Here is a 26,153-nt window from a genome sequence, read left to right on the forward strand (position 1 = left end):
GATTTCAATCAAATGGACCTGTACGGACGGCGCCAGGAGCAGGCAGCCCTTGACCAGATCCTTGACGATGCGCGTCAGGGAAGGGGGGCGGCCCTCGTGCTGTGGGGCGACCCGGGCATCGGCAAGACCGCACTGCTGGGATACGCGGCCAGTGCTGCCGAGGCGGACTTCACCGTGCTGAGGTGTCGCGGCACCCGTCTGGAGTCAAGGCTGGCGTTCGCCGCACTGCACGAGCTGCTCTGGCCGGTGATCGACCGGATCAGCACGCTTCCGGAGCCTCAGGCGAAGGCGTTGAACGGGGCGCTCGGAAAGAGCGGCGATGTGGCGGACCGGTTCCTCATCGGAGTGGCTGTCCTGACGCTCCTGGGCGAGCTCGCGGAGAAACGGCCGGTGCTGATCATGGCCGACGACGCCCAGTGGCTGGATGAGCCGTCCGCGCAATGCCTGGCCTTCATCGCTCGCCGACTGTGCAACGACCCCGTGGTCATGCTCCTCACCGGGCATGACGCTCCGGTCGACGGGCCCTGGGAGAAGCTGACGGCGATGGAGATCCGCGGACTCGCCGACGAGGACGCCCGGCTCCTCGTCGGGGCCGCCGCTCCCGACATCGACGAGGCCGTGATCCGCCGCATCGTCAGTGCGGCGGCCGGCAACCCGCTCGCGCTCCAGGAGCTGCCGGCCTCCGTGGCGGCCGGCGACATCTACACGCACCCCCTGGCCGGCGAACAGATCGCCGTCGGGCCACGCCTGCGCCGTGCCCTGAGCATCCGGATGGACGGGCTGTCAGCATCCGCCCGTACCGCTCTTCTGCTCACTGCCGCCGAGGACCGTGGCGATCGCAACACCGTGCGCCAGGCCGGCAGTGTGCTCGGCCTCGATGGGGCCGCGTGGGACGAAGCCCTGCAGTCCGGGCTGATCACCATGCGCCCGGGCGAGCGGATCTGCTTCCGGCACCCGCTGATCAGGGCCGTGGTCTACGAGGAGGCGCCGCTCGCGGACCGGCATGCCGTTCATCGCGCGCTGGCCTCAGTAGTGACCGGTGAGAAAGCCGACGAACTGCGCTCCTGGCACCTCGCCGCAGCCGTCGAAGCCGCCGGAGGGCCCGACGAGGAGGTGGCCCGACTGCTGGAGGAGTCGGCGCACAGCACCTGGGGGCGTGGCGGCTGCGCCACAGCCGCCCGTGCCCTACGGCGCGCTGCGAAGCTGTCCCCGTCCCTGGACGACGCTGCCAGACGCCTGGCTCATGGAGCGAGGGCGGCCTGGGAGGCCGGGCAGGTCGACGTGGCGCGGGGGATGCTGGAGCGGGCGGAAGGGATGTCCAGCGAGTCCACCGTCGCGGGCCTCAGCGACGGGTTGCGCGGACTGATTGAGTTCGCGCACGGTGACATGGAGAGCGCCTACCGTTGTCTGATCCGGGATATGGATGTGGTGGCAGACCCCGGGCAGGCGTTCAAGCTCGGCAGCATGGCCGTGCGGGCCGCCTGGTCGGCCGGCCAGACCGGCCTCCAGGATGAGGCGCTTCACCAGCTCGAGCAGCGGCTGCCCCAGGGCGGCTTTCCCAACGCCGATCTGCTGCCGCTGTGGCGCGAATGGTGGTCCGGAGACAACGGCCACGGTGCCCATGCCCACAGCCCCGTGGTGATCCCCGGCACGGAGGTACTCAACCGGCTCAGCGGCAGCTCCTGGCGCCTGATGCCGCCGGCCCCGCTCGCAGTGGCCTGGGGCATCGAGTGTGTCCTGGACGAGGCACTCCGACGCAAGATCGACAAGCTGCGACACACGGACCAGGTCACCGCCCTGACCCTCGCGCTGGCCCAGACCGTGACACTCGACATCGCCCAGGGACTCTGGACGGCGGCAACGGCGAACGCCACCGAAGGGCTCCAGCTTGCCGAGGAGATCGGCGCCGAGCACCTGGCGTCACAGAGCCGCAACTGCCTCGGATGGCTGGCGGCCGCGCGGGGTGACGAACAGGCCGTCGCGGACTACGCAGCCTTGACCTTCGAGCAGTCGGTGCCGCGTGGAGTGCGTGCGCTCAGCGCGGCCGCTGAGTGGAACCTCGGAATGTCGGCGCTGTTCGCGGGCCGGGCCGAGGAGGCGCTGGACCGCCTCATCCGCCTCACCGAGAAGGGCCACCACTCCGCGCACCCCACCTTCGCGGTGCTCGCCGCGCTGGACACCGCCGAGGCCGCGGTCCAGGCAGGCCAGCCGGAGACGGCCGAGGAACAGGCTCGTTTGCTAAGACGGTGCGCCGAGCGGACCCACGCGGCGTGGGCAGTGTCTGCTATGCACGTCGCCGACGCCCTGCTTGCCTCGGGAACGGAGGCGGAGAAGAAGTTCCGGCTCGCATTGGAGGCCCCGGGAGCCGTGTCGCGGCCATTCGCTTACGCCCGTACCCGACTGCTGTACGGCGAGTGGCTGCGGCGGGCCCGCCGTCGCACCGACGCCCGGGTCCAGCTGGCCGAAGCCGCCGAGATCTTCCGGAGGCTCGGCGCGGCTCCGTTGCTCGCCCGGGTCCAGGCCGAACAGGAGCTCACCGGGCAGCAACTGCGTGGCAGCGAGGCCGGGGCCCGGGACAGCGTCGTGATCCTCACCGCGCAGGAGCTGCGAGTCGCCCGGCTGGCGGCGGAAGGGCTTACCAACCGGGAGATCGGCGCACAGCTGCTGATCAGTCCGCGGACCGTCGGGCATCACCTGTCCAACGTGTTCCCCAAGCTCGGGATCGTCTCGCGCGCCGACCTCAGCCGCATCGATTTCGAGGACGGGCTCCGCTTAGCCGGCTGAGCTGCGACCTCGGCGCCCGCTGAGAGGGCTGTGCGGGCCATCGTCGGGCCGTGATGTGAAGACCACGTGCTGACCGATACGGTGACCGATTTCAAAGGCCGCGGATCTTCGTAGCGTCATTGTCGTTCGACCTCTCGGCCGGACCGAAGGACGACAGCACGCGCACACGGAGGCCTCTCGCCATGACCAGCAACAACCGCTTCGACACCGTCATCGTCGGTGGGGGCTCGGCGGGCGCCGTGCTGGCCACCCGCCTCAGCGAGAACGCCTCGCGCCGTGTCCTTCTCCTGGAGGCAGGCCCGGCTTACGAACCGGACGGCTACCCGGCAGAGGTGGCCTCCAGCAGCGTGCTGGGTGGCTGGACCGGCCATGACTGGGGCTACACGACCGAGCCCGGCTACGTGGATCACGGGATCGCGGCCTTCCGCGGCAAGGTGCTCGGCGGCAGCTCGGCGGTCAACGGGTCGGTCGCCGTGCGCGCGCTGCCCTCGGACTTCGCGCGCTGGACGCAGCGGGGCCTGAAGGGATGGTCGTACGACGAACTCCTGCCTGCGTTCAAGGCCCTGGAATCCACCACGGTGGGTGACGACGCCCTGCACGGCCGTACCGGCCCGCTGCCGGTCACGCAGCTCGTGCGGGACGACATCAGCACCATGCAGCGCGCTTTCGTCGACGCGGCGCTGGCCCACGGCATCAAGGCCGTGGACGACTTCAACGGCACCGACCCCGAGGGCGTGGGCCCCTACCCGATGAACGTGCGTGACGGGGTGCGGGTCAACACCGGCATGGCCTACCTCACCGATGACGTGCGGTCACGCGACAACCTGGAGATCCGGGCCGAGGTCCTCGTCGACCGGGTGCTGTTCGACGGCCACAGGGCGGTGGGCGTGGTGCTGGCCGACGGCACCGAGATCCCCGCGGGCGACGTGATCCTGTCGGCCGGGACGTATGGCAGCGCGGCGATCCTGCTGCGGTCGGGTGTCGGCCCTGCCGTCGACCTGGGTGATCTCGGCATTCCGGTCGTCGCGGACCTGCCGGTCGGGCTGCGGTTGCAGGACCACCCCTTCTACTACAACGCCTACGCCGCCGACCCGGACAAGACCGGCGAAGGAGTGCCCGTCATCGGCGCCAAGGTCTGGACTGCCAGCAGCGAGGCCGAGGACGACGAACTCGACCTGCACATCACCGCCACCCACCTCTTCGACCACTCCGCCAGTCCGACCGGCCTCGGTTTCGTCCTGGCCGTCGCCCTGGTGCGCCCCGCCTCGCAGGGCACGCTGACCCTGGTCAGCAGGGACCCCTCGGTCGCCCCGCGGATCGACCTCAACTTCCTGGCCGATCTCGACGACCGCCGACGCCTGCTGGAGGGCGTCAAGCTGGCCCGCCGCCTCGGCGCCACCGCACCGCTGTCCGACCTGATCACTCAGGAGCTCAACCCGGGAACGGACGCGACCGGCGACGCGGCCATCGAGCAGACCATGCTCGCCACCCTCGACACTTACCACCACCCCACCTCGACGGCACCGATGGGCGCCGACGACGACCCGACCGCGGTGACCGATCGCCTCGGCGCGGTACGCGGCGTCGAGGGACTGCGGGTCGTGGACGCCTCGATCTTCCCCGACGTGCCCTCTGCGGCAACCAACCTCACGGTCATCGCCGCCGCGGAACACATCGCGCGCCAGATCTGACCGGGCCGCCGCCGCGGCGGCCGAACACCCCACGAACAGCTGAGCGCCGGCCTTTCACACCACAGCCCGCGTTCCCCGCCCAGCTTTTGCACCACCATGAAAGGACCAGAACCATGCGCAGTGGAATGCTCGCCGTCGACGGAGCCGAGCTGTACTACGAAGTCCGCGGCAGCGGACCGGAGCTCCTGCTGATCCCGGGAGCCGGCGGTGACGGCGGCTTCTACCAGGGCCTCGCCGAAGACCTTTCCGACGCCTTCACGGTGATCACCTACGACCGGCGCGGCAACTCCCGCAGCACCGGCCGCACCGAGGAGATGATGACCCTCACCCAGCAGGCGTCGGACGCGAAGGGCCTGATCGACGAGCTGGCCGGGGGCAAGTCCCTCGTCTTCGGCAACAGCGGCGGCGCGATCATCGCGCTGACACTGGCCGCACAGCACCCGGAGGTCATCCGCGGGCTCATCGCCCACGAACCGCCGGCCGTGAAGGTGCTGCCCGAGACCGACCCGTGGTTCGACTTCTTCGAGAAGGTCATCGCCCGGGCCGAGGAAGCCGGTGCGCAGGTCGCGGCCGGAGAGTTCGTCCAGACGATGCGCGGGGAGAGCGACGAGCCCTGGCCCGAGGACGTGCAGCAGCGGTTCTTCGGGAACGTCGAGTTCCTGTTCTCGAAGGAGTTCGCGGACTTCGGCGGGTTCGTGCCGGACTTCGACGCGCTCAAGGCCGCGAAGTTCCCGATCCTGCTCGGCGCCGGTTCCACCGACCGCGGCGCGTATTACGCGCGCCCGTCCCTTGAGATCGCCAAGCGGATTGGAGCTCCCTGGGCCGAATTCCCCGGCATCCACATGGAGTTTCTGCACCGCCCGGCGGGATTCGGGGCCGCTCTGCGGGCCCTCGCGACCGAGATGCAGAGCCGCATCGCGGACGTCCCCGAGGAGTGGACGAGCGAGAACTGATCCCGCCCTGCCCGTTCGACCCCATGCTGACCCAGAAAGATCGAGAGACCTATGCGTAACGGAACGCTGCCCGTTGACGGAGCCAAGCTGTACTACGAGGTACGCGGCAGCGGTCCGGCGTTGCTCATGATCGTCGGCGCCGGCGGAGACGGCGGGATGTACGACGGCCTCGCCGCCGTACTCTCCGACGCCTTCACGGTGATCACCTATGACCGGCGCGGAAACGCTCGCAGCACCGGCCGAGGTGTGGCGACGACCTTGGCGCAGCAGGCGTCGGACGCGAAGGCGCTGATCAACGAACTGGCCGGCGGCAAGGTCCTGGTGTTCGGCAACAGCGGCGGCGCCATCGTCGGCCTCACCCTGGCTGCCCAGCATCCGGAAGCCGTACGCGGACTGATCGCCCACGAGCCGCCCGCCGTGCTCGCCCTCCCCGAGGGCGACCCCGAGCGCGAGTGGTTCAACAAGATGGGCGAGCTGTACTCGGCGAAGGGGCCCGCGGCCACGGGCGCGGCGTTCGGAGCGTCGGTACGGGGCGAGGGCACGTACGCCTGGCCCGAGAGCATGGCGAGGCGCGCCGCAGGCAGCGCGGAGCAGCTCTTCGGCACGGAATGGCCCATGTGGAGCGGCTTCGTCCCCGACTACGAGGCGCTGTCGAAGGCGGAGTTCCCCATCGTGCTGGGCGCGGGCTCCGCGGACCGCGGTACCTACTACGCACGCCCCTCGCTTCTCATCGCCGAGCGTATCGGGACGGCCTGGGCCGAATTCCCCGGCATCCACCTGGAGTTCATCCCGCGCCCGGCAATCTTCGGGGCAGCCCTGCGGGCGCTGGCGACCAGCATGCAGAGCTCTATCTCTAGTGTCCCCGAGCAGTGGACCAGCGAAGCCTGACCTCGTACCCCCTCACCCTCCCTCTCCAGCAGCGATGTTGGTAAGTGGCCACACAAAAGGATCCATACTCATGCGCAGTGGAATGCTCCCCGTCGACGGGGCCGAGCTGTACTACGAAGTCCGCGGCAGCGGCCCCGCGTTGCTCCTCATTGTCGGAGCGGGCGGAGATGGCGGGCTGATCGCGGGCCTTGCCGAGAACCTCTCCAACGCCTTCACCGTCATCAACTACGACCGCCGCGGCAACTCCCGCAGCACCGGCCAGGGCGGCGCAACGATGACCCTTGCCCAGCAGGCGTCGGACGCCAAGGCGCTGATCGACGAGTTCGCCGGGGGCAAGGCCCTGGTGTTCGGCAACAGCGGCGGCGCGATCATCGGCCTGACGCTGGCCGCGCAGCACCCGGAGGTCGTCCGCGGGCTGATCGCGCACGAGCCGCCGGCCGTGAAGGCCCTCCCCGAGGGCGACCCCGAGCGTGACTTCTTCGAGAAGATGGGCGAGCTGGTGGCCAAGGAAGGCCCGCAGGCCGCCGGCGCCGCGTTCGCGCAGTTCGTCAGGGGCGAGGGCACCTATGCCTGGGACGAGGAAGTGCAGAAGCGCTTCCTCGGCAACCTGGAACACCTCTTCATCACGGAGTGGCCCGGCTTCACCGGCTTCGTGCCCGACTACGACGCGCTGTCGAAGGCGGAGTTTCCCATCGTCCTCGCGGCCGGCGCCGAGGATCGCGGTCTGAACTACGCCCGTCCGTCGATCGAGATCGCCAAGAAGATCGGCGTCCCCTGGGCCGAATTCCCCGGCATCCACATGGAGTTCAACCGGGACGCGGCGCTCTTCGGAGCCGGCCTGCGGACCCTGCTCACCGAGATGCACAGCCGCACCGCGGACGTCCCCGACCAGTGGAAGTACGAGGGATGATCCCCGCCTCCGCGACGGGGTTGTGTGACTGCCCCGTCGCTGCCCTGACCGAGAACAAGGATGTGTCCCTCGCTCTCGGTTCCTTGGAACCGGATGACCGGCGTCCCGGCATCCGTACGAGCACAAGGAAGTACTCCCGATGACCGACAACACCGGCCTCCCGCACGCCCGTCACTACATTGCTGGTCAATGGACCGATTCCGCTCAGCGCACCGAATCGCTCAACCCCGCAACCGGCGAGGCGCTGGGTACCTTCGCCGACGGTGGCGCGGAGGAGGCGCGGGCCGGCATCGCGGCCGCACGTCTGGCCTTCGACACCACTGACTGGTCACGCGACCGGCACCTGCGCGCGAAGGCACTGTTCGAGATGGCAGGCCTGCTGGAGGAGCGACGGGAGGAGTTCATCACCCTGCTGGCGCGGGAGAACGGCAAGATCCTCGGGGAGGCGGCCTTCGAGATCGACCTGACCATTCCGAAACTGCGTTACTACGGGTCCCTGGCACTGTCCGATCACGGTGGCGCGGCCGAGGTGAAGCCGGGCCTGTACTCGATGACCCTGCGGGAGGCGGCCGGTGTGGCCGCGGTCATCGCGCCGTGGAACTCCCCGGTCGTACTGGCTGTGCGGTCCTTTGCCCCGGCGCTGGCCGCGGGCTGCACCGTCGTGATGAAGCTGCCCGCTCAGACGGGTCTGGTCAACGGGCTGCTCAGTGAGCTCGTGGCGGCCACGACGAGTCTGCCCGCGGGCGTGTTGAACATCTTCACCGAGTCCGGCAACGAGGGCGCCCCGCTGTTGGTCTCGTCCCCGAAGGTGGATGTCGTCAGCTACACCGGGTCAACGGTGGTCGGCCGGAAGATCATGGAGCAGGCGTCGGCCACCCTCAAGCCGCTCTCTCTGGAACTCGGCGGCAAGAGCCCGATGATCGTCTTCGACGACGCCGATCTTGACGTCACCGTGCCCGTGCTCACCAAGGCGATCACCACCTTCACCGGCCAGTTCTGCATGACGGGCAGCCGCATCCTGGCGCAGAGCGGGATCGCGGACGAACTGCGCCGACGGATGATCGCGTCCCTGGAAGCGGTCAAGGTCGGCCCGGGTGACGACCCGTCCAGTGACATGGGAGCGATGATCGACGAGCGCAACGCGGAGCGTGTCGAAGGCGTCGTGGCCGACGCCGCCGCTTACGCGAAGGTGCTGCTCCAGGGGGAGCGCAAGGGGGCGTTCATCCACCCGTCGCTGGTCGAGGTCGACGATGTCTCCTCGCCGATCGTGCAGCGGGAGGTGTTCGGTCCGGTTGCCACGTTCGAGGTGTTCGACTCCGAGGCGGAGGCCATCGGCCGGGCGAACGCCACAGAGTTCGGGCTGGCCGCGTCGATCTGGACGCGGGACGTGGACCTGCCACTGCGGGTCGCCCGTGAGATCAAGGCCGGCACGGTGTGGACCAACACCTGGGCCGTGGTCCACGACCAGTTCGAGGAGGGCGGGTTCAAACAGTCCGGCATGGGCCGACTCAACGGCATGCGCGGTCTGGAGGAGTTCCAGGAGACCAAGCACCTCGTCCATGCGGCGCCGGCCCGCCGCGACTGACCCGAACCGCCTCTCCCTCCAGGTGGGCCCCGCTGACTTGGCGGTGGGGCCCACCTGCCCACCTGAGCAGGAGCACCGCCGTGACCGACAAGCAGCTGAGTGAACCGTCGATCATCCGCACGGACGGTACGGACGTCACCCTGCTTACCGCACGGACCGTAGAGCCCGGCCACGAGGAGACCTTCCAGAAGTGGGCCCGGGGCATCCTGGACGCTGCCGCCGCTTCTCCCGGCCATCTGGGCGGCGGTCTGTTCCGCCCCGCGACGGGCGACAGGCCCTGGATCGTCGTGCACCGTTTCCGTGACCAGGCGGCTCTCGACGCATGGCTGCGTTCGCCGGCCCGCGCCGCCTTCTTCGACAACAGCGCCGGACACCGTCACACAGAGGTCGCCCGACGCGAACTGCGGGGCATGGAGACCTGGTTCACCGGCCTCGGCCAGGGCGGCGCGGCGCCGCCCCGCTGGAAGATGGCCGCGAGCGCCGGCCTCGGCATCTACCCGATCTCCCTCCTGGGCAACGGCGTACTCGGACCTCATCTGGTCGGACTGCCGCTCGTGGCCCGTACAGCCGTGTTCGCCGCGCTGTTCAGTGTGCTCATGACGTACGCGGCCATGCCCGTCGTCAGCCGTCTGCTGCGCCGCTGGCTTCGTCCCGCACCTGCGGCGCCCGCCTCAAGCCCTTCGCCTCTCCGGAAGTCTGCACACCCCTGAAAGGCCCGAGCATGAAACGAATCCCGGCCGCACTGGCCGCCGTATCCGCGCTTGCTCTGACATGCACCGCCCCCGCGGTCGCAGACGACTCGACGACCTCTCCCTCCGGTGGAACCGGATTCACCCGAACCGTTCTGGCCACCGGTCTCGGTGACCCGTACGAGATCGTCTGGGGTCCGGACAACCACCTCTGGGCCACCGAGAAGAGCGGTCTGAAGGTCACCCGCATAGATCCCACCACGGGCGCCAGGACCACCGCCCTCAACCTCACGGGGACGGCCGTCCACACCGCTGCCGGCCAGGACGGCGTGCTCGGCCTGGCCTTCCAGACTCCGCGGCAGGGCACCAGCGGCAGCACGTACGTCTACCTCTCGTACACCTACCAGACGACGACGCCCGCGCCCGTCACCGGGGAGACTCGGCGACTGAAGATCGCCCGCTACACGCTCGACCGCACGACCCACACCCTGGTCAGTCCGAAGGACATCCTCACCGGCCTTCCCTCCGGCACCGACCACCAGTCGGCCCGTCTGCGCCTTGGCCCCGACGGCAAGCTGTACTACACGGTCGGTGACCAGGGCGCCAACCAGCTGGAGCACTACTGCAACCCCAACTGGGCACAGCGCCTGCCCACCCGGAACGAGGTCGAGCACAAGGACTGGTTCGCCGCGTACCAGGGCAAGATCCTTCGGATCAACCTCGACGGATCCATACCCGCCGACAATCCCGTCATCAACGGGGTGCGCAGCCACATCATCACCTACGGCCACCGCAACTCACAGGGCTTGGACTTCGCATCGAACGGCACCCTCTACCAGTCCGAGCAGGGTCCCAAGACCGACGACGAGATCAACATCGTCCGCCCGGGCCACAACTACGGCTGGCCGTACGTCGCCGGCTACCGCGACGACCAGGCCTACACGTACAACAACTGGTCCGCCTCGACGCCGGCCCCGTGCAAGGACCTGACCTACAGCGACCTCGAAGTCCCGGATTCCGTCCCGCGGCAGAAGGAGAGGGACTGGAAGGGCTCGTTCGTCCCGCCGATCGACACCCTCGGCACGAGCGTCGGCAACGACTACAACTTCGCGGACCCCAAGTGCGCCGAAGGCGGCCTGTACTTCGTCTGCTGGCCCACCATCGCGCCTTCCAGCCTCAGCTACTATCCGCAGCGGTCCGGCGGGATCCGCGGCTGGGGAAACTCGCTGATCGTCACCACGCTCAAGGACGGCAGCGTCTACAGGCTGAAGCTGTCCGCCGACGGCCGGCACGTCGTCTCGCGCGAGCGGCTGTGGACCTCGCAGAACCGCTACCGCGACACGGCCTTCAGCCCGGACGGCAAGACCGTCTACGTCGCCACCGACAACGCCGGCCTGGTCCGCAACCCCAGCACCGGCGCACCTGGCACCACGCTGGACAATCCCGGATCGATCCTCGCGTTCCACGCGAAGTAGCGATGACAGTCCGGGGACGGTCAGGTGAGGCTGTGCAACTCCTGCTCGATCTCGGACACGGTCGCCGTCAGCGCACCGACCCAGGCCGGAACGCGGTCACGGTCGAAGCGCACTGTCGGCATGGCGATCGCCACCGCTGCCACGGGCGCCCCCTCGGGATCGCGGACGACGATCCCGAGGGCGGTCAAACCGGCCTCGGTGCGCTGATCGTTGATCGCGAAGCCCCGCTTGCGTACGAGCGCAAGGTCGCGGCGCAGCCGCGTGAGGTCCACGTCCTCGGATCCGTCATACAACGCGGTGACCTGGTCGGACGGAAGGGCGGCGAGGACGGCTCTGCCTCCGGAGGTGAGGTGCGCGGGCAGGGTACGCCCGGCCCTGCTGCCCACGCGCAGGATCTGCGGGCTCTCCGCGGTGGCGACGAACCGGGCCTCGGTGCCGGCCACAACCACGAGGTTGACGGATTCCCCGACACGGTCGACGAGTTCGTGCAGACGGGGAAGCGCCACCTGACGCAGGAGGGCCACCGGCGCCCGGGACACGGCGGCGGGGCGCAGCACGTCACCGGCCTCGTAGAGCCGGTCGGGCCGCTGCTCGGCGAAGCCGCGGTACACGAGCATCGCGAGCAGCCGGTGCGCGGTGGACGGGGACACGCCCAGCCGTTCCGCCGCGTCACTGACCCGCAGCGGTCCCTCCTGCTGCAGAAGCGTCGCCAGGTGCAGCGCATGGTCGACGGAAGCGATCCGGTACGGGGGCTCGTTCTTCACAGCAGAAAAGTCTATCCCACGCTGAAGAACTCACCCAGGCTGTGAAGGTGATCCGGAGTAGCGGCAGCGTTGCCGACCCGAATGCGGGAGTACACCCATGACACCTACGACCTCACCGGTGCGCGTGCAAGCCACCGACGCCGCCGGCCAGCCCGAACGCACCCCACAACTGGAGGCGCTCTACCGCGGATTCGAGCAGCAGCTGCTGGTTCCGCTGTGGACCGAGATCGGTGAGCTGATGCCGGCCCACCCGGTGTCGCAGGCGCTGCCACACCGCTGGCGCTGGAAGGACCTGCTGCCGATGGCGGCGCAGGCAGGGCAGCTGGTCCCGGTCGGGCGGGGCGGCGAACGCCGGGCCATCGCCCTGGCCAACCCCGGCCTGGGCGGACAGCCCTTCGCGACCCCGACGCTGTGGGCGGCGATCCAGTACCTCAACCCGCGGGAGGACGCGCCCGTCCACCGGCACACGCAGAACGCCTTCCGCTTCGTGGTCGAGGGCGAGGGCGTCTGGACCGTCGTGAACGGTGACCCGGTCGCCATGCGGCGCGGTGACTTCCTGCCTCAGGCCGGCTGGCACTGGCATGGTCACCACAACCGCAGCGACCGGGCGATGGCCTGGATCGACGGACTCGACATCCCCTTCCAGCACTACACCGACGCGACTTTCTTCGAGTTCGGCCCCGACGAGGTGGACACCCGTGAGGCACCGCAGCGTTCGCGCTCCGAGCGGCTGTGGGCCCACCCGGGGCTGCGGCCCCTGACCCACCTGCAGCCCACCCCGGCAACACCCCTGCTCGCCTACCGGTGGGAGCACACCGACCGGGCTCTGGCCGAGCAGCTGGCGCTGGAGGCGGAGGGGTACTCCGCGACCGTCGAGCCCGGCCACGCCGCGGTCCGCTACACCAACCCGACCACGGGCGCCGACATCCTGCCGACCCTGCGCACCGAGTTCCACCGCCTGGCGCCGGGCACCGCAACGGCGGCGCGCAGCGAGGTCGGCTCCTCGGTGTTCCAGGCGTTCGACGGCACCGGCGAGGTCACCGTCGGCGACTCCCGCTGGAGCGTCGAACGCGGCGACCTGTTCGTCGTGCCGTCCTGGCAGCCACTGACCTTCGCCACGGAGCACGGCCTGGACCTGTTCAGGTTCACCGACGCACCGATCTTCGAACGACTCCATCTCCACCGCTCCCACCAGTCCCCGCAGGAAAGGGCCGAAGCATGAAGCTCGCCACCGTACGTACAGACACCGGGCTCCGCACGGTCCGCGTCGAGGACGGCGGGTACGTCGACCTCGGCCCCGGAGACCTCGGCGGCTTCCTCTCCCACGCAGACTGGCGGGCCAGGGCCGCGAATGCCCAAGGCCCTCGCGTCCCTGTCGTGTCCCGGTCACAGCTCGCGCCCGTGATCCCGTATCCCGGAAAGATCGTCTGCGTGGGTCTCAATTACCGCACCCACATCACGGAGATGGGCCGCGACCTGCCCGAATTTCCCACCCTGTTCGCCAAGTACCCCGAGGCGCTCATCGGGCCGAACGACCCGCTGACGCTGCCTGAGGAGTCCGACGCGGTCGACTGGGAGGCCGAACTGGTCGTGGTCGTCGGGCAGCGCGTCCGGCGTGCGGACCGGGCCGCCGCGGAGGCGGCCATCGCCGGGTACACCATCCTCAACGACGTGACGCTGCGCGACTGGCAGTTCCGCACCCGGGAGTGGCTGCAGGGCAAGACATGGGAGGCCACCACCCCCCTCGGCCCCTACCTGGTCACTCCGGACGAGCTGGCCCCGGACGCCGAGATCAGCTGCACCATCGACGACGAGGTCGTGCAGAAGTCCAACATCGGCGACCTGCTCTTCGACGCGGCAGACCTGGTCAGCTACATCTCGACCATCCTCACCCTCAACCCCGGGGACCTGATCGCCACCGGTACCACCGGGGGAGTCGGCCACGCGCGTAAGCCGCCGCGCTACCTCCAGGGCGGCGAGACCGTCGTCACCCGCATCGACGGCATCGGCGAGCTGGTCACCCCCGTACGGCGGAGCGAGTCGTCATGACAGACGCGCCGACGTCCTCCTACCTCCCCTGGATGACCGAGGGCCACGAGTACTTCATGTCCGTCCTCAAGCGGACCGGCGACGAGCAGCTCGAAGGACCGAGCGCCCTGCCGGGATGGACCGGCAGACATCTGCTGTCCCACGTCGGCCACAACGCCCGGGCCCTGGTCCGCCTGGCGCACTGGGCGGCGACCGGAGAACCGACCGCCATGTATCCGAACCCGTCCGCACGGGCCGAGGAAATAGAGGCGGGAGCCCTCTGGCCGGCGGCGCGGCTGCGTGACTTCGTCGAGGACGAGCAGGTGCGGCTGTCCGTCGCGCTCGACCGGCTGACAAGGGCACGGTGGCAAGCACAGGTCGTCACCGCGCAGGGCCGCACCGTCCCGGCGACCACCATCCCCTGGCTGCGCAGCCGCGAGCAGTGGATCCACGCCTGCGACCTGCCCTCCGGCGGCGACTTCGCGGAATTTCCCCACGACTTCACCGACGCGCTGATCGCCGACGCCCTCACCCGCCGCCGCACAGCACAGTCGGTCGAGGTGGGCGTGCGGGCCACCGACCGCGAGACGGACGCATTCCCACGCGGCGACGTCATCGTGGAGGGCCCTTCAGTCGATCTCGCCCGCTGGCTCACCGGCCGTGGAACCTCACCGCACCTCAGGACGACCACGGGTGCACCGCTTCCGCAACTGCCGCCGTGGCTGTGACCGCCCGGCACCGACCCAGAAGGATTCCCATGAAGACCACCGCTGCCGTTGTCGAAGCCAAGGGAGCAGCTTTCGAGCTCACCGAGGTCACTCTCGACGATCCCCGACCCGACGAGATGGTCGTGCGCATCGCGGCCGTCGGGCTGTGCCACACGGACCTGAGTGCACGCACGGGTGCCACCCCCTTCCCCCTACCCGCCGTGCTGGGCCACGAGGGTGCCGGAGTCGTCGAGGCCATCGGCTCCCAGGTCGGCGACTTCACGCCCGGCGACCGCGTGATCATCAGCTTCAACTCCTGTGGCACGTGCGCCGGTTGCCGCGCGGGGCGGCCCGTGTACTGCGACCACTGGACCGCGCTGAACCTGCTCGGCGGCTCACGCCTCGACGGATCCGCGCCGATCAGCCGAGCCTCTGGACCGGTGCACGGCCACTTCTTCGGGCAGTCGTCCTTCGCCCACCACGCCCTGGTCCATGCCCGGTCCGCGGTCAAGGCGCCCGACGACATCGATCTCGACGTTCTCGCCCCGCTCGGCTGCAGTGTGCAGACCGGGGTGGGGGCCGTCCTCAACGTCGCCCGGCCGACGTCGGGCAGCACGCTGGTCGTGTTCGGTGCCGGCGGTGTGGGCCTGGCCGCGCTGATGGGCGCACGCCTGACCTCCGCGTCGCGCGTTGTGGCCGTCGACGTCAACCCCGCCCGCCTGGAACTGGCCCGCGAACTCGGCGCCACCCACACCATCAACGCGGCCGAGGTCGACGTACCCGAAGCCGTACGAGAGCTGACCGGAGGTACCGGCGCGAACTACGCCGTCGAGACCAGTGGCCGACTGGCCGTGCTGGAAGGCGCGATCGCCTCGCTGGCCTCGGCCGGCACCTGCGTCGTGGTCGGCGCGCCGCCGCTGGGCTCGACCGTCTCCGTCGACGTGCCGGACCTGCTCGGCCGCGGTATCCGGCTGCTGGGGACCAACCAGGGCGACAGCGACCCCCAGCTCTTCCTGCCCCGGCTGATCGACCTGTACCGGGAAGGCCGCCTGCCCTTCGACCGGCTGATCCAGCGGTTCCCCTTCGAGAAGATCAATGATGCCGCCGCGCAGGCGCTGGAGGGCTCTGTGATCAAACCCGTCCTCGTCATGTCCTAGCCGACGGGCAACCGGTGCGGTCTCCCGGCCCCGGGGCCTGAACCGCACCGGTTGACCCGACGACGGCGGCGCGCTACTGCTTCTCGGTCAGAGTCATTCCACGTGTCTCGGGTGCGCGGAACATGACCCATGCCGTCAGCAATGACGTGGCCGCTACGTAGGCCACGAACGCTGCGTCCATGTCGAGCTGGCCGAGCCACTGGCGCAGGTACGGTGCCGTTCCGGCGAACAGAGTCGCGGCCAGCGCGTAGGGCACCGCTATGCCGGAGGCACGCACGCCCGTGGGGAAGAACTCGGCGAGAACGGCGGGATAGACGGCGCCGAGAAACGCGAAGACCACCAGCGCGGCGGCCATCGCCAGCCCGAACTGCCATGCCGTTCCGCCGCGCGCCAGCAGGTCGAGCGGCCAGGCCAGGACCGCCGCGGCGATACCGAAGGTGATCATCGTCGGTCGTCGGCCGATGCGATCGGACAGGGCACCGGCAAGGGGCAGCGCCACGAGCCCCACGGCCTGCGCCGCGACGCTGGCCCACAACGCGGAGGTCGCGGGAATGCCGAGTGCGGTCACTGCCCAGGCCGGAGCGCCGATGGCCCAGGTGTAGTAGTAGACCCCGAGTGCGGCCCCCATGAAGAAGACGCGGGCGGCGGCTGCCCGGTTGGCCCACAGGCCGACGACGAGACTTGTCCGCCTGCTCACGGGACCCGTTCCCTCCCGCTGGCTCCTCGCGACGAAAGCCTCGGTCTCGTCGAGCTTGCGGCGCAGATAGAGCGTGTACAGCGCGATCACCGCGCCGAGGACGAAGGGGAGCCGCCAGCCCCATGAGGCCATGGCGGCCTTCGACAGCACCGAGGTGAGGACCGCTCCGAGGATGGTCGCGACCATCACGGCGGCGGTGCCGGAGGCGAAGATCGAACTCGCCCAGAGCCCGCGGCGGCGAGCCGGCGCCTCCTCACCGATGTAGGTGTAGGCGGCTGCGACCTCGCCGGTGTGTGCCGCGCCCTGCAGAAGCCTGGCAATCAGCATGACGACGGCGCCCAGAAGGCCGGCCTGGTCGTACGTAGGTGTGACGGCGATGAGGATCATCCCGCCGGATGCGCAGGCTATCGCCACCAGCAGGGAGGTCTTGCGACCCTTCCGGTCGGCCAGCCAGCCGAAGAAGACTCCGCCGACGGGCCGGATCGCGAAACCGACCGCGAAAATGGCGAAGGTCGCCAGGATGGCGGCTTTCGGGTCGTGCGGGGCGAAGATCTGGGCGCTGAAGAAGCTGGCGAAGACCGCGTACGCGGTCCAGTCGTACCACTCCAGAGCGTTGCCGAGAGCGACGCTGGCCAGGTTGCGACGCCTGCGCGCCGCCGACATCGACGCCGCGGCGCCGGTACCCGGTGACGCGGCGGCCAGGGACAGGTCAGCCGGTTCCGAAACGGACATGGAGGTCTCGCTCTCTCGTCGCAGGGGAGGCAGGCCGGGGAGGCTTCTGCACTGCCCGCTGACGGTAAGAGCGCGGATTCGGACGCCTAAGACGCCTCGCGCAGACGCTGGGCCGATTCGCGCAGCGGTGGATTCGCTCAGCGCGTGCTACGGCTGGCCCCGGAAGGACGCGTGCCCGAAGAGTCCGGGACCGCGATGCCGCGGAGGACCGAGTCAGCGACCCGAGCAGCCCAGCCGCCGTTCGTGGGCCGCCCGGCGAGGTGATCGGCGTAGTACGCGCCCACGGCGGCACTCACCGCTTGCTCAAGGTCCGCGTCCTCGCGGATCTGCCCGTTGGCCTGCCCTGCTCGCAGCACCCGGAGAAAGGACTCACGCCGGGGCAGGAACGTCGACATCCTGATCGTCTCAAGGAGTTCGGGCGTCCGCTTCTCGGTTGCCAGACATGACCCCGTGAGACTGAGTCCACCGATCCGCTCGTAGTCGGCCGTCATGTGCTCAAGCAGTTCGACGAGGTCCGAGCGCACATCGTCCGTCGGCTCGGGAACGTTGTCGATCCGTAGGTGAGTCAGGGCGGCTCCGATGAGAGCCATGCGCGTCGGGAACCGTGAATAGACGGTTGCCTTGGCCGTGCTCACCTCGGCGGCCACCTTGGCCACCGAGAAGCCTTCGAGTCCTTCAGCCGCCAGGACACGGATCGCCGCCTCCAGGATCTTGGTGTCGATCCCCTCTTTTTTGGGCCTGCCCCTCCCGGGCTTACCGGTCTTGTTGTCCTCCGTCACGACCACACCTTAAGCCGCCCGATCAGCACCGTTCGACGCCTGGGGCGCCCGTCTGGTATTTTCTAGACAGTAGTGACTAGAAAATGAGATGCCGGTCCCGAGTGCTCACTCGCAGCCACCGCGACCCGAGGAACGTGTCGCATGGAACGGTCAACGACGATCGACCAGCTTTCCCCTGGGGTGACCGATCTCGCCGAGGAGTGCCTATGGAAACCCAGCAGTCCACCCAACCCGCCGCGTCAGCCGTTTCCGTCGCCCCGGCTGACACCCCACATCGACGCGAGGTATTGCTGGCCGCTTGGCCGCTGACAGCGGTGTTCATGCTGTCCAACGCGGCCACCCCGTTGTATGTCCTGTGGCGGCGCGAACTCGGCTTCTCGGCCGGAATGCTGACGGTGATCTTCGCCTGCTACATCGTCGGTCTGGTCGCCGCGCTGGCGGTGGCGGGCGTGGCCTCCGACCGCATCGGCCGCAAGCCGGTCCTGCTGCCCGCGCTGGGACTCGCCATCGTGGCGAGCGTGCTCTTCGCGACCGCCGCCTCCGTGCTCGTCCTCGTCGTGGCCCGACTGCTCGCCGGTGTCGCGGTCGGGTCCGTCATCTCCGCAGGCATGGCAGCCGTGACCGACGTCGCCGGATCCCAGCGCAGGCGGCTTGCTGCCCTGCTCGCCTCAGCGGCGATCGTCGTGGGCGCCGGGGTGGGCCCGCTACTGGCCGGCATCCTCTCCGAGTCCGTGCCGGGACCGACGGTCACTGTCTTCCTGATCGAGGTCGCCCTGCTCGTCCTCGCCGTCCTCGTCGTGTGGCGCATGCCGCTGCCCGGACCGACCGGTCCACGCACAGGGGCCTGGATCCGCATCCCGTCAGTGCCGCGACGGCATCGTCGTGAACTCCTGCTGGGTATTGCCGTGTTCCTGCCCGGTCTGGCTTCCACTTCCTACGTGCTGTCCCTGGGCCCGTCCCTGCTGGCCGACGTGCTGGGTACGACGAGTCGGATCGTGTCCGGTGCCACCACGTTCGTGACCTTCGCCGCGGCCACCGCGGTCCAGTTCTCCGTGCAGCGGTTGCGCATACGCGCGATCCTGCTCATGAGCGCGATCTCCGTCGTCGCGGCGATGGCTGTCCTGGTGGCAGCCGTGTACGCCTCTTCGGCGATGCTGCTCGTCGTCGCGGCCATTCTGGCCGGGACCGGACATGGCCTGGGCCAACTGGGAGGCGTCACGCTGATCACCTCCAGCATTTCCGGCGACCGCCTCGCGGAGGCCAACGCGGCCCTGAACATCGGCGTCTATCTTCCCGCGGGCCTGCTGTCGGTCGCGCTCGGTTACCTGAGCGATGCCGTCGGCCTCTCCACGGCCACCACTGTGTTCGGCGCGACGATTGTGATCGCCGCGCTCGTCGGAGCCACTTTCGCGGTCACCCACCGCCGGACGGCGAACTGACGGCGCAGAAGCGGAATCGAAACGCACGTCCGGCAGCCAAGCGAAGCAAGCGGAGATCAACTGTGTACAAAAACATTCTGGTGGCCGTCGACGGATCACCCAGCCACAACGTCGCTCTGCACGCTGTCACTTCTCTCGCCGAGCTCACCTCGGCATCGGTGCACGTGCTTCACATCAAGTCCGCCGACCTCCTCTACGGCCCCGTCGCCGGCACGATCGACCTGGAGGACGACACCGAGGCGCGCGACATCGTCAACAGCGCGGTGGAGCAACTGCGAACGGCCGGAGTAGCCGCTGACGGTCAGGTACTCGCAGAGCAGAAGAGACTGCGCGCTGAGGCGGTGCTCCAGTACGCCCACCAGCGCGGCTGCGATCTGATCGTCCTGGGCCCGAGTCACCACGCCGGGCTCGGTGCCGCGCTGCACGACAGCGTCACGCGGCAGGTCGTCGCCCGTACACCGGTATCCGTGCTGCTCGTCCACGCGATTCAGGCGGACCAGGAGTGAGGGCCGGCCCGGCGCGCAGGCGGGGTGAAGCCGGGGCCCAGCGTTTCGGAGGGCAGCTCACCGAACCGGTCGCGGTAGGCGCGGGCGAACCTGCCGAGATTCGTGAAACCCCACTGATAGGCGATGTCGGACACGGTGCCGGCTCCGGCCCGCAGATCCTCGCGTGCGCGGTCGAGGCGCACACCGCGCAGGTACTGCATCGGGCTCATCCCCAGGTGCCTTTGGAAGGCGTACTGGAGCCCGCGGACGCTGAGGTCCGCCTGGTCGGCGAGGTCGGAGAGCACGTACTCCCTCTCCGGTGAGGTCTCGATGATGTCGATGACATCGTTCAGCGCTCGCGGAAATGGTCCCTGCGTAGGCTCAGTCCGGAGCGCTTCGCTGTAGGAGTGCGTCTGTGACAGCAGAAGCCCCGAAATGAGGCTGCGTTCAAGGGTCTCGATGTGCCTGACCGCCGCCGGTGTGCGGGCGTGGCCGTCCAGGAAGGACAGCAGGCCGGACAGAAGCGCGAGCCATCGCTTGCCGTCGTCGTGGTCCAGGGGAAAGTCCAGACGGAATTCGATGGGTCGTGTCACCGGGTGCCCGAGCAGAGTCGCGAGTTCCTTCTCCACCTGCAGGCGGTCGAACTTGATGCACAACTGGGCGGCGTCCGCCTCCCAGTGCGGCAGGTAGGTGTGCCGGTGGGGCGAGAAGACGGCGGCCGTCGACGGGCTGGCGGTCGTGCTCTGCGTCCCGCACTGCGAGGCAACGCGACCTTGCAGCGGGACGTTGACGTGATAGCCGGTCAGGTCCCCTGGATCGACGCTGGCCGACGCGCCGAAACGCACGTACCCGATGGTGACGTACGAGAGGTGTACCGCGGCCAGCCGCGGAGCCCGCGGGTCTGGAGTACGGTCGAGAGGCTCGACGCGGGCGGGATAGTAGTGGCTGTTGAGGACGTCACGGAAGTGCCCGAAATCCGTGTCGGTAATCTCGTTCGGCATGTGACCGAGAGCGTCGTCGGCGAGAGCGGACACCGGTCGGTGGACCGAGCCCAGCGGCGTCTGGAAAGTGAATTCGGAATCCCAGTCCATCGCGGACTCCTCTCGTCCTCGCTCGGGCCTGGCATGGCTTGCCGCACCACCAGCTTCACCACGCGCACGAAGATCATGCGTGTTGACTGCGCCAAACGTACTGGCCACTGCGTGAATCGGCTCCTGGCACCGGCGGTCGGCTCCTAACGTTCGAGCCACCTTGAACCGCATCGAACAAGGAGCCGCTGTGACCGATGTCTTGAATCACCCCAGCGTGGGATCCGCAGTCGTCCCGCACAACCCCGCTGTCGAGATCGACACGGATCTGGTGCGACGGGCGTCCGAGCTGGTGCCGCTCATCAGGGAACGGGCCGAGCAGACCTCGCAGGCACGACGCGTCGTGCCGGACGTGGTCAAAGCTCTGGAGGACGCCGGCCTCTTCAAGCTGTTCGTGCCCAAGCGCTACGGCGGCCACCAGGCGAACATGAACACGGCCGTCCAGACGATCGCCGAGGTGGCCCGCGGTGACGGCTCCACCGCCTGGGCCGTGGCCCTGCTGAACGTGTGCACGTGGTTCGCCACGACGTTCTCGCAGGCTGCGCAGGACGACGTGTTCGGGGCCAATCCCGAGGCGAAAGTCTGCGGAATCTTCACCCCCGGCACCAAGGCCGAGCGCGTCGACGGCGGCTACCTGGTGAGCGGCCGCTGGCCGTTCGCCTCGGGATCCTTCGCGGCCGACTGGGGCACCCTCGGCATCGCCCTCGACGTGCCCGAGGGCGAGGACCCGCGGGCGCTGGCGCTGATCCCGGCCGAGGCGTGGAGGATCGAGCCGACATGGTTCGTGGCCGGGATGAAGGGATCCGGCAGCGACACCATCGTGGTGGAGGACCACTTCGTCCCCGATCACCGCATCCAGCGTTTCCTCGACATGCGCGAGGCCCGCTACCTCACCCCCCACACGGACGACCAGAACTCCCACATGGCGTTCATCGCCGTCGCCGCCCTCATCCTGGTCGCCCCGCAGCTCGGCCTCGCCCGCCACGCCCTGGAACGAACCCGAGCCAAACTCCCCGAGAAGCCGGTCGCCTACACCGCGTACAGCGCCGCCCGCACCTCACCGACCCACCAGCTCGGTGTCGCCACCGCGGCCACCAAGTTCCACCAGGCCGAGCTGCTGATGCGCCAGGCATGCCTGGACATCGACGCCGGCGCTGCCGCACACACCCTGCCGAGCATGGAGATACGCGGCCGTGTCCGCAACGACACCGGCATCATCGCCGAACTCGTCAAGGACGGCATCGACCTGCTGATGACCGCCAACGGTGCCGGCTCCTTCGCCGACGCCAACGTACTCAGCCGCATCTGGCAGGACGCCGAGATCGCCGGACGCCACGCCTACGTCAGCCCGGAAGTCGGCAAGGAGGCCTACGGCAAGCTCCTGCTCGGCGACGACGCACTCACGATGGACCTGTGACCATGAACGCGAACACCACGAACTCGGGCACGACGACCGGGGACACGCTGCCGAACCCCGGCGACGCCACCCAGCTGCGCCACGTACTCGGCCACGTCCCCACCAGCGTCACGATCGTCACCGCGCTGAGCCGGGGGCTGCCCATCGGAGTCACCGTGGGCTCGTTCGGCTCCGTCTCGCTCGATCCGCCCCTGGTGAACTTCTTCATCGACCGGTCCTCGACGACCTGGCCCCGGCTGAACGAGTCGAGCACCTTCACCGTGAACGTCCTCGGCATGGACCACGCCCACCTGTGCCGGTCCTTCTCCCGCCGCGGCGCGGACCGCTTCGAGGGCGTCGCCTGGGAACCGTCCCCCTCCGGAAACCCCGTGCTCAGTGAGGCCATAGCCGCCCTCGACTGCAGCCGCTACAAGGTCGACATCATCGGCGACCACATCCAGGTGGTGGGACGGGTCGAATCCATGCAACTCCAGAACGCCGGCCTGCCCCTCGTCTTCTACCGCGGCGACTTCCTGCGGCTCGGGTCCGGTCCGGACAGCAGCCGGCAGGCGGGAGAGGCATGATCTACGAACACGCACGGCTCACCATCGACCCCGAGGACGCCGAGAAGTTCGAGCAGGCCGTCCCGGCGGGTCGCGAGGCGCTCCTGAGCGCACCGGGATGCCGTGAGGTGTCCTTCCTGCGCAGCGTCGACCAGCCGGGTGTCTACCTCCTGAAGGTCGGTTGGGACAGCATCACCGACCACCTTGAGGTCTTTCCCACGACACCGCAGGCAGTCAGGCTCGCGGAGGCCATAGCGTCCTTCTGGACCCAGGCCCCGGAAGTGATCCACTTCGACGGTGAGGAGGTCTGAGACGTGACCGCCCGGACCACCACACCCGCCGCCTCGGAAGTCTCCGCCGCGGCCTACGACCGCCTGCTCGACGAGGTCCTCGCCTCCTTCGAGCACACCCCCGATCCGCGAGCCCGCCAGGTGCTCCAGGCGCTCGTACGGCACGCCCACGCCTTCCTGCGCGAAGTACGACCCAGCCTGAGCGAGTGGGCGTACGCCGTGGACTTCCTGACCCGCACCGGCCAGCAGTGCAGCGACACCCGCCAGGAGTTCGTGCTGCTCTCGGACGTGCTCGGCCTGTCGATGCTGACCGAGTCCATCAACGACTCGGACATCGAGGCGGTCACCGACTCGACCGTACTCGGCCCCTTCCACATGACGAAGTCGCCGGCGCGCGCGCTCGGCGACAGTATCGACATGATGGGAACGGGCACCCCGTGCCTCATCACCGGCACCGTGACCTCGGCCGCCGGCCGACCACTCGCCCACGCCTCCGTGGACGTCTGGCAGTGCGACGAGAACGGGCTCTACGACGTCCAGGCACCCGACCGAATCCCGGCGGGCCATGGCCGCGGCCTGTTCCGGACAGACGCGGACGGCCGATTCGCCTTCCGCACCATCGTGCCCAGCCACTACCCCATTCCGACCGACGGCCCGGTCGGCGAGCTGCTCAAGACCGCCGACCGGCACCCCTACCGCCCGGCGCACATCCACTTCATCGCCGCCGCCCCCGGACACCGCGACCTGACCACGCACATCTTCATCCAGGGCAGCCCCTACCTCGACTCCGACGCGGTGTTCGCGGTCAAGGAGTCCCTCGTCACCGAACTCGTCGAGAGCCAGGACCCCGAACTGGCCACGCGGCATGGCCTCATCGTGCCGTTCCACCACGGCACGATCGATCTCGTGCTCGCCCCGGCGATCCCTGAAGTGTCCCGGCATGCCGAGGAGAGCGACCGTGCGGGCTGAATTCGTCCACCGCAGCCCGTCTCGCACGGTGCACTTCGGGCACGACCTGACCGCACGCGTCGCCGAGTTGCTGGACAACTACCGGTACCGCAGGGTGTACGTCATCGCGTCTCCTCGCCTGGAACGCGTGGCAGAAGGCGCCTCGCAGGCCCTCAACACCCGGTGCGTGGACAGGCAATCGGGCGCCGAGATGCATGTACCGGCCGCGTCCGTGTCCGCGGCTTTGGAACGCTTCGACGAGAGCGGTGCGGATTCGGTCCTCGCGATCGGCGGAGGGTCGCCCATCGGTCTCGCGAAGGCCATCGCGCTGGAGCGGCACGTTCCGATCGCCGCGGTCCCCACGACCTACGCCGGCTCGGAGATGACCGCCATCTGGGGCATCACGCGCGAGGGCGTCAAACGCACAGGACGCGACGAGAGGGTGCGACCGAGCACCGTTGTGTACGACGTCGAGCTCACCGCCGACATGCCCCTCACGCTCACGCTCACCAGCGGCTACAACGCCATCGCCCACGCGATGGAGGCGTTGTACGCGCAGGACTCCACGCCGCTGACCGACGTGCAGGCCGAGGAAGGCGTACGGCGGGTATACCGCGCCGTGACGACTCTCGTGACCAGCGATGAAAGCCGCCACGCCGAAGCCAGGGCAGACGCACTGATCGGCGCGTGGTTCTGTGGGTCGGTGCTCGGGGCGACCACCATGTCCCTGCACCACAAGCTGTGCCACGTGCTGGGCGGTACGTTCGGCCTGCCGCACGCCGCCACTCACGCGGTGCTCCTGCCGTACGTCCTGGCGTTCAACGCCCCCGCGGCAGGCGGCATGTCTGCCGCGCTTCGACGGGCCACCGGCGCCGAGGACCCGGCCCAAGCGCTGCGTGACCTCACCATGAAAGCGGGAGCACCCACAAGTCTCCGCGAACTTCATATGCCCCGCACCGGCGTTGGCCCGGCCGTCGAACAGGCCTGCGCCGCACCGTACGACAACCCACGCGACGTGAACGCCGAGGCGTTGCACGATCTGCTCGACCGAGCCTGGCGAGGTGCACCCCAATGAACAGCCCCACCACCCACCGCATCGACGTGCACCACCACGCGAGCCCGGACTTCTACAACGACTGGCTCGTCGACCGGGGCATCACCGCCGGCGGGCTGGCCCTGCCGGACTGGTCCGTCGAGAGCGCAAGAAAGATCATGGAGCGGCACGAGGTGGCCACCTCGATCCTCAGCATCTCCACCCCGGGCGTGCACCTCGGTGACGACAAAGAGGCCCGGGCCATGGCCAGACGCGTCAACGAATACGTGGCCGAGATCGTCAGGGACGACCCGCAGTCCTTCGGCCTCTTCGCGACCCTCACGCTGCCCGATGTGGACGGCGCCTTGGCCGAGGCCGAGTACGCCTTCGACACTCTCGACGCCGACGGTGTCATCCTGCTGGCCAACGCGAGGGGCACCTACCTGGGCGACCCCCAGTTCGAGCCGCTCATGGAGGAGTTGAACCGGCGCAAGGCCGTGGTTTTCGTCCACCCGTCGAGCCTTCTGGTGGCCCCGGTGCCAGGCATACCCCCGTACATCGCGGACTTCCTCCTGGACACGACCCGGGCGGCTGTGAACCTGGTGAGGACCGGCACGACCCGGCGCCACCCCGATATCCGCTTCATCCTGGCCCACGCCGGAGGGTTCCTGCCCTACGCGGCTCATCGCATCGCCTTCACCTTCGGCCTCGACGGCTCGGCGTGGACACCCCCGGAGGTGCTCGACGAGTTCGGGAAGTTCTACTTCGACACCGCCCAGTCCTCGACCGACATCTCGTTTCCCACCCTCCTTTCCTTCACGCGCCCGGATCACGTGCTCTTCGGCAGCGACTACCCGCACGTCAGCGAGGCGGGAGTCTGCTACTTCACCTCCCGCCTGGACGACTTGGAACTGTCGGACGACGCGCGCTTCGCGATGGAGCGGGGGACTGCCTTGGACCTGTTCCCCCGCTTCAAGGCGGTGTAGTGAGGCAGGGATGGAGACCAGCGCTCTGCACAGCGTTGGAGCCCTCGGAGTGCGCCGCGGCCGCGGATCGGATCATTGAGCATCCG

Annotated in this window: 24 protein-coding genes; 20 read left to right on the forward strand and 4 right to left on the reverse strand. The window is 69.1% G+C overall.

Translation table 11 applies throughout. The features are described 5' to 3' along the window. Nucleotides 1-12: 12 nt before the first annotated feature. From ABZT06_RS20805 to ABZT06_RS20840, 8 genes are all read left to right on the forward strand, one after another. Nucleotides 13-2,784 carry an AAA family ATPase gene (locus ABZT06_RS20805; RefSeq protein ID WP_355742576.1) on the forward strand — a complete coding sequence of 924 codons (2,772 nt, stop codon included), beginning with the start codon at nucleotides 13-15 and terminating at the stop codon, nucleotides 2,782-2,784. Between the two features lie 182 nt (nucleotides 2,785-2,966). Next, on the forward strand, nucleotides 2,967-4,475 hold the full coding sequence (locus ABZT06_RS20810; protein ID WP_355742579.1) for a GMC family oxidoreductase N-terminal domain-containing protein: 1,509 nt from the start codon (nucleotides 2,967-2,969) through the stop codon (nucleotides 4,473-4,475). A gap of 113 nt (nucleotides 4,476-4,588) precedes the next feature. Continuing rightward, nucleotides 4,589-5,428, forward strand: a complete 840-nt coding sequence (locus ABZT06_RS20815) for an alpha/beta hydrolase (protein WP_355742582.1) — start codon at nucleotides 4,589-4,591, stop codon at nucleotides 5,426-5,428. A 51-nt stretch (nucleotides 5,429-5,479) separates the two neighbouring features. Next, complete coding sequence (locus tag ABZT06_RS20820; protein ID WP_355742585.1) at nucleotides 5,480-6,316, forward strand: alpha/beta hydrolase; 837 nt, start codon at nucleotides 5,480-5,482, stop codon at nucleotides 6,314-6,316. 70 nt (nucleotides 6,317-6,386) lie between these two features. Further along, nucleotides 6,387-7,226: an alpha/beta hydrolase gene (locus tag ABZT06_RS20825; protein ID WP_355742587.1), complete on the forward strand. Its 840-nt coding sequence runs from the start codon at nucleotides 6,387-6,389 to the stop codon at nucleotides 7,224-7,226. Nucleotides 7,227-7,365: 139 nt separating this feature from the next. Beyond that, nucleotides 7,366-8,811 (forward strand): aldehyde dehydrogenase family protein, encoded by a 1,446-nt coding sequence (locus ABZT06_RS20830; RefSeq protein WP_355742590.1) that lies wholly within the window; start codon nucleotides 7,366-7,368, stop codon nucleotides 8,809-8,811. A gap of 80 nt (nucleotides 8,812-8,891) precedes the next feature. Beyond that, the gene (locus ABZT06_RS20835; RefSeq protein ID WP_355742593.1) at nucleotides 8,892-9,521 is read left to right on the forward strand and encodes an antibiotic biosynthesis monooxygenase; all 630 of its coding nucleotides are present in this window, start codon (nucleotides 8,892-8,894) and stop codon (nucleotides 9,519-9,521) included. An 11-nt stretch (nucleotides 9,522-9,532) separates the two neighbouring features. After that, nucleotides 9,533-10,975 (forward strand): glucose/sorbosone family PQQ-dependent dehydrogenase, encoded by a 1,443-nt coding sequence (locus ABZT06_RS20840; protein ID WP_355742596.1) that lies wholly within the window; start codon nucleotides 9,533-9,535, stop codon nucleotides 10,973-10,975. A gap of 20 nt (nucleotides 10,976-10,995) precedes the next feature. Here ABZT06_RS20840 and ABZT06_RS20845 read toward each other — a convergent pair whose 3' ends face one another. Next, nucleotides 10,996-11,739: an IclR family transcriptional regulator gene (locus ABZT06_RS20845; RefSeq protein ID WP_355742599.1), complete on the reverse strand. Its 744-nt coding sequence runs from the start codon at nucleotides 11,737-11,739 to the stop codon at nucleotides 10,996-10,998. A gap of 97 nt (nucleotides 11,740-11,836) precedes the next feature. Between ABZT06_RS20845 and ABZT06_RS20850 the strand changes: the two genes are divergently transcribed. From ABZT06_RS20850 to ABZT06_RS20865, 4 genes are read left to right on the forward strand one after another with little or no spacing between them, the layout of a single operon-like run. Next, nucleotides 11,837-12,961 carry a cupin domain-containing protein gene (locus tag ABZT06_RS20850; RefSeq protein ID WP_355742602.1) on the forward strand — a complete coding sequence of 375 codons (1,125 nt, stop codon included), beginning with the start codon at nucleotides 11,837-11,839 and terminating at the stop codon, nucleotides 12,959-12,961. After that, nucleotides 12,958-13,788 (forward strand): fumarylacetoacetate hydrolase family protein, encoded by an 831-nt coding sequence (locus ABZT06_RS20855; protein ID WP_355742605.1) that lies wholly within the window; start codon nucleotides 12,958-12,960, stop codon nucleotides 13,786-13,788. Before ABZT06_RS20850 ends, ABZT06_RS20855 begins: the two co-directional genes overlap by 4 nt. Next, nucleotides 13,785-14,495 carry a maleylpyruvate isomerase family mycothiol-dependent enzyme gene (locus ABZT06_RS20860; protein ID WP_355742608.1) on the forward strand — a complete coding sequence of 237 codons (711 nt, stop codon included), beginning with the start codon at nucleotides 13,785-13,787 and terminating at the stop codon, nucleotides 14,493-14,495. The genes ABZT06_RS20855 and ABZT06_RS20860 overlap by 4 nt, the downstream gene beginning before the upstream one ends. 29 nt (nucleotides 14,496-14,524) lie before the next feature. Beyond that, entirely contained in the window at nucleotides 14,525-15,631 is a 1,107-nt protein-coding gene (locus ABZT06_RS20865; protein WP_355742611.1) for an NAD(P)-dependent alcohol dehydrogenase, read from the forward strand. A 73-nt stretch (nucleotides 15,632-15,704) separates the two neighbouring features. Here ABZT06_RS20865 and ABZT06_RS20870 read toward each other — a convergent pair whose 3' ends face one another. Together ABZT06_RS20870 and ABZT06_RS20875 are read right to left on the reverse strand one after the other, a co-directional pair. Then, nucleotides 15,705-17,060 (reverse strand): MFS transporter, encoded by a 1,356-nt coding sequence (locus ABZT06_RS20870; RefSeq protein WP_355742613.1) that lies wholly within the window; start codon nucleotides 17,058-17,060, stop codon nucleotides 15,705-15,707. A gap of 137 nt (nucleotides 17,061-17,197) precedes the next feature. Further along, a complete protein-coding gene (locus ABZT06_RS20875) occupies nucleotides 17,198-17,839 on the reverse strand; it encodes a TetR/AcrR family transcriptional regulator (RefSeq protein ID WP_355742616.1) in 642 nt (213 codons plus the stop codon). Nucleotides 17,840-18,159: 320 nt separating this feature from the next. Here ABZT06_RS20875 and ABZT06_RS20880 point away from each other — a divergent pair, with 320 nt between their 5' ends. Together ABZT06_RS20880 and ABZT06_RS20885 are read left to right on the forward strand one after the other, a co-directional pair. Further along, nucleotides 18,160-19,278: an MFS transporter gene (locus tag ABZT06_RS20880; protein ID WP_355742618.1), complete on the forward strand. Its 1,119-nt coding sequence runs from the start codon at nucleotides 18,160-18,162 to the stop codon at nucleotides 19,276-19,278. 62 nt (nucleotides 19,279-19,340) lie between these two features. Beyond that, entirely contained in the window at nucleotides 19,341-19,784 is a 444-nt protein-coding gene (locus tag ABZT06_RS20885; protein ID WP_355742620.1) for a universal stress protein, read from the forward strand. Here the strand turns inward: ABZT06_RS20885 and ABZT06_RS20890 are convergent. After that, nucleotides 19,766-20,962: an AraC family transcriptional regulator gene (locus tag ABZT06_RS20890; protein ID WP_355742623.1), complete on the reverse strand. Its 1,197-nt coding sequence runs from the start codon at nucleotides 20,960-20,962 to the stop codon at nucleotides 19,766-19,768. The two genes, ABZT06_RS20885 and ABZT06_RS20890, sit on opposite strands and share 19 nt — an antisense overlap. Before the next feature lie 79 nt (nucleotides 20,963-21,041). On the opposite strand from ABZT06_RS20890, the gene ABZT06_RS20895 reads away from it, so the two are divergent. The 6 genes from ABZT06_RS20895 to ABZT06_RS20920 are packed head-to-tail and all read left to right on the forward strand — an operon-like array spanning nucleotide 21,042 to nucleotide 26,067. Further along, a complete protein-coding gene (locus tag ABZT06_RS20895; protein WP_355742626.1) occupies nucleotides 21,042-22,268 on the forward strand; it encodes an acyl-CoA dehydrogenase family protein in 1,227 nt (408 codons plus the stop codon). A 2-nt stretch (nucleotides 22,269-22,270) separates the two neighbouring features. Beyond that, nucleotides 22,271-22,831 (forward strand): flavin reductase family protein, encoded by a 561-nt coding sequence (locus tag ABZT06_RS20900; protein ID WP_355742629.1) that lies wholly within the window; start codon nucleotides 22,271-22,273, stop codon nucleotides 22,829-22,831. Further along, entirely contained in the window at nucleotides 22,828-23,121 is a 294-nt protein-coding gene (locus ABZT06_RS20905; RefSeq protein ID WP_355742632.1) for an antibiotic biosynthesis monooxygenase family protein, read from the forward strand. The genes ABZT06_RS20900 and ABZT06_RS20905 overlap by 4 nt, the downstream gene beginning before the upstream one ends. Before the next feature lie 3 nt (nucleotides 23,122-23,124). Beyond that, nucleotides 23,125-24,069: a dioxygenase gene (locus ABZT06_RS20910; protein WP_355742635.1), complete on the forward strand. Its 945-nt coding sequence runs from the start codon at nucleotides 23,125-23,127 to the stop codon at nucleotides 24,067-24,069. Next, nucleotides 24,059-25,123, forward strand: a complete 1,065-nt coding sequence (locus tag ABZT06_RS20915) for a maleylacetate reductase (protein WP_355742638.1) — start codon at nucleotides 24,059-24,061, stop codon at nucleotides 25,121-25,123. The genes ABZT06_RS20910 and ABZT06_RS20915 overlap by 11 nt, the downstream gene beginning before the upstream one ends. After that, on the forward strand, nucleotides 25,120-26,067 hold the full coding sequence (locus ABZT06_RS20920; protein ID WP_355742641.1) for an amidohydrolase family protein: 948 nt from the start codon (nucleotides 25,120-25,122) through the stop codon (nucleotides 26,065-26,067). Before ABZT06_RS20915 ends, ABZT06_RS20920 begins: the two co-directional genes overlap by 4 nt. Nucleotides 26,068-26,153 lie beyond the last annotated feature (86 nt).

Source organism: Streptomyces sp. NPDC005483, from assembly GCF_040606035.1.
Taxonomy (GTDB): domain Bacteria; phylum Actinomycetota; class Actinomycetes; order Streptomycetales; family Streptomycetaceae; genus Streptomyces.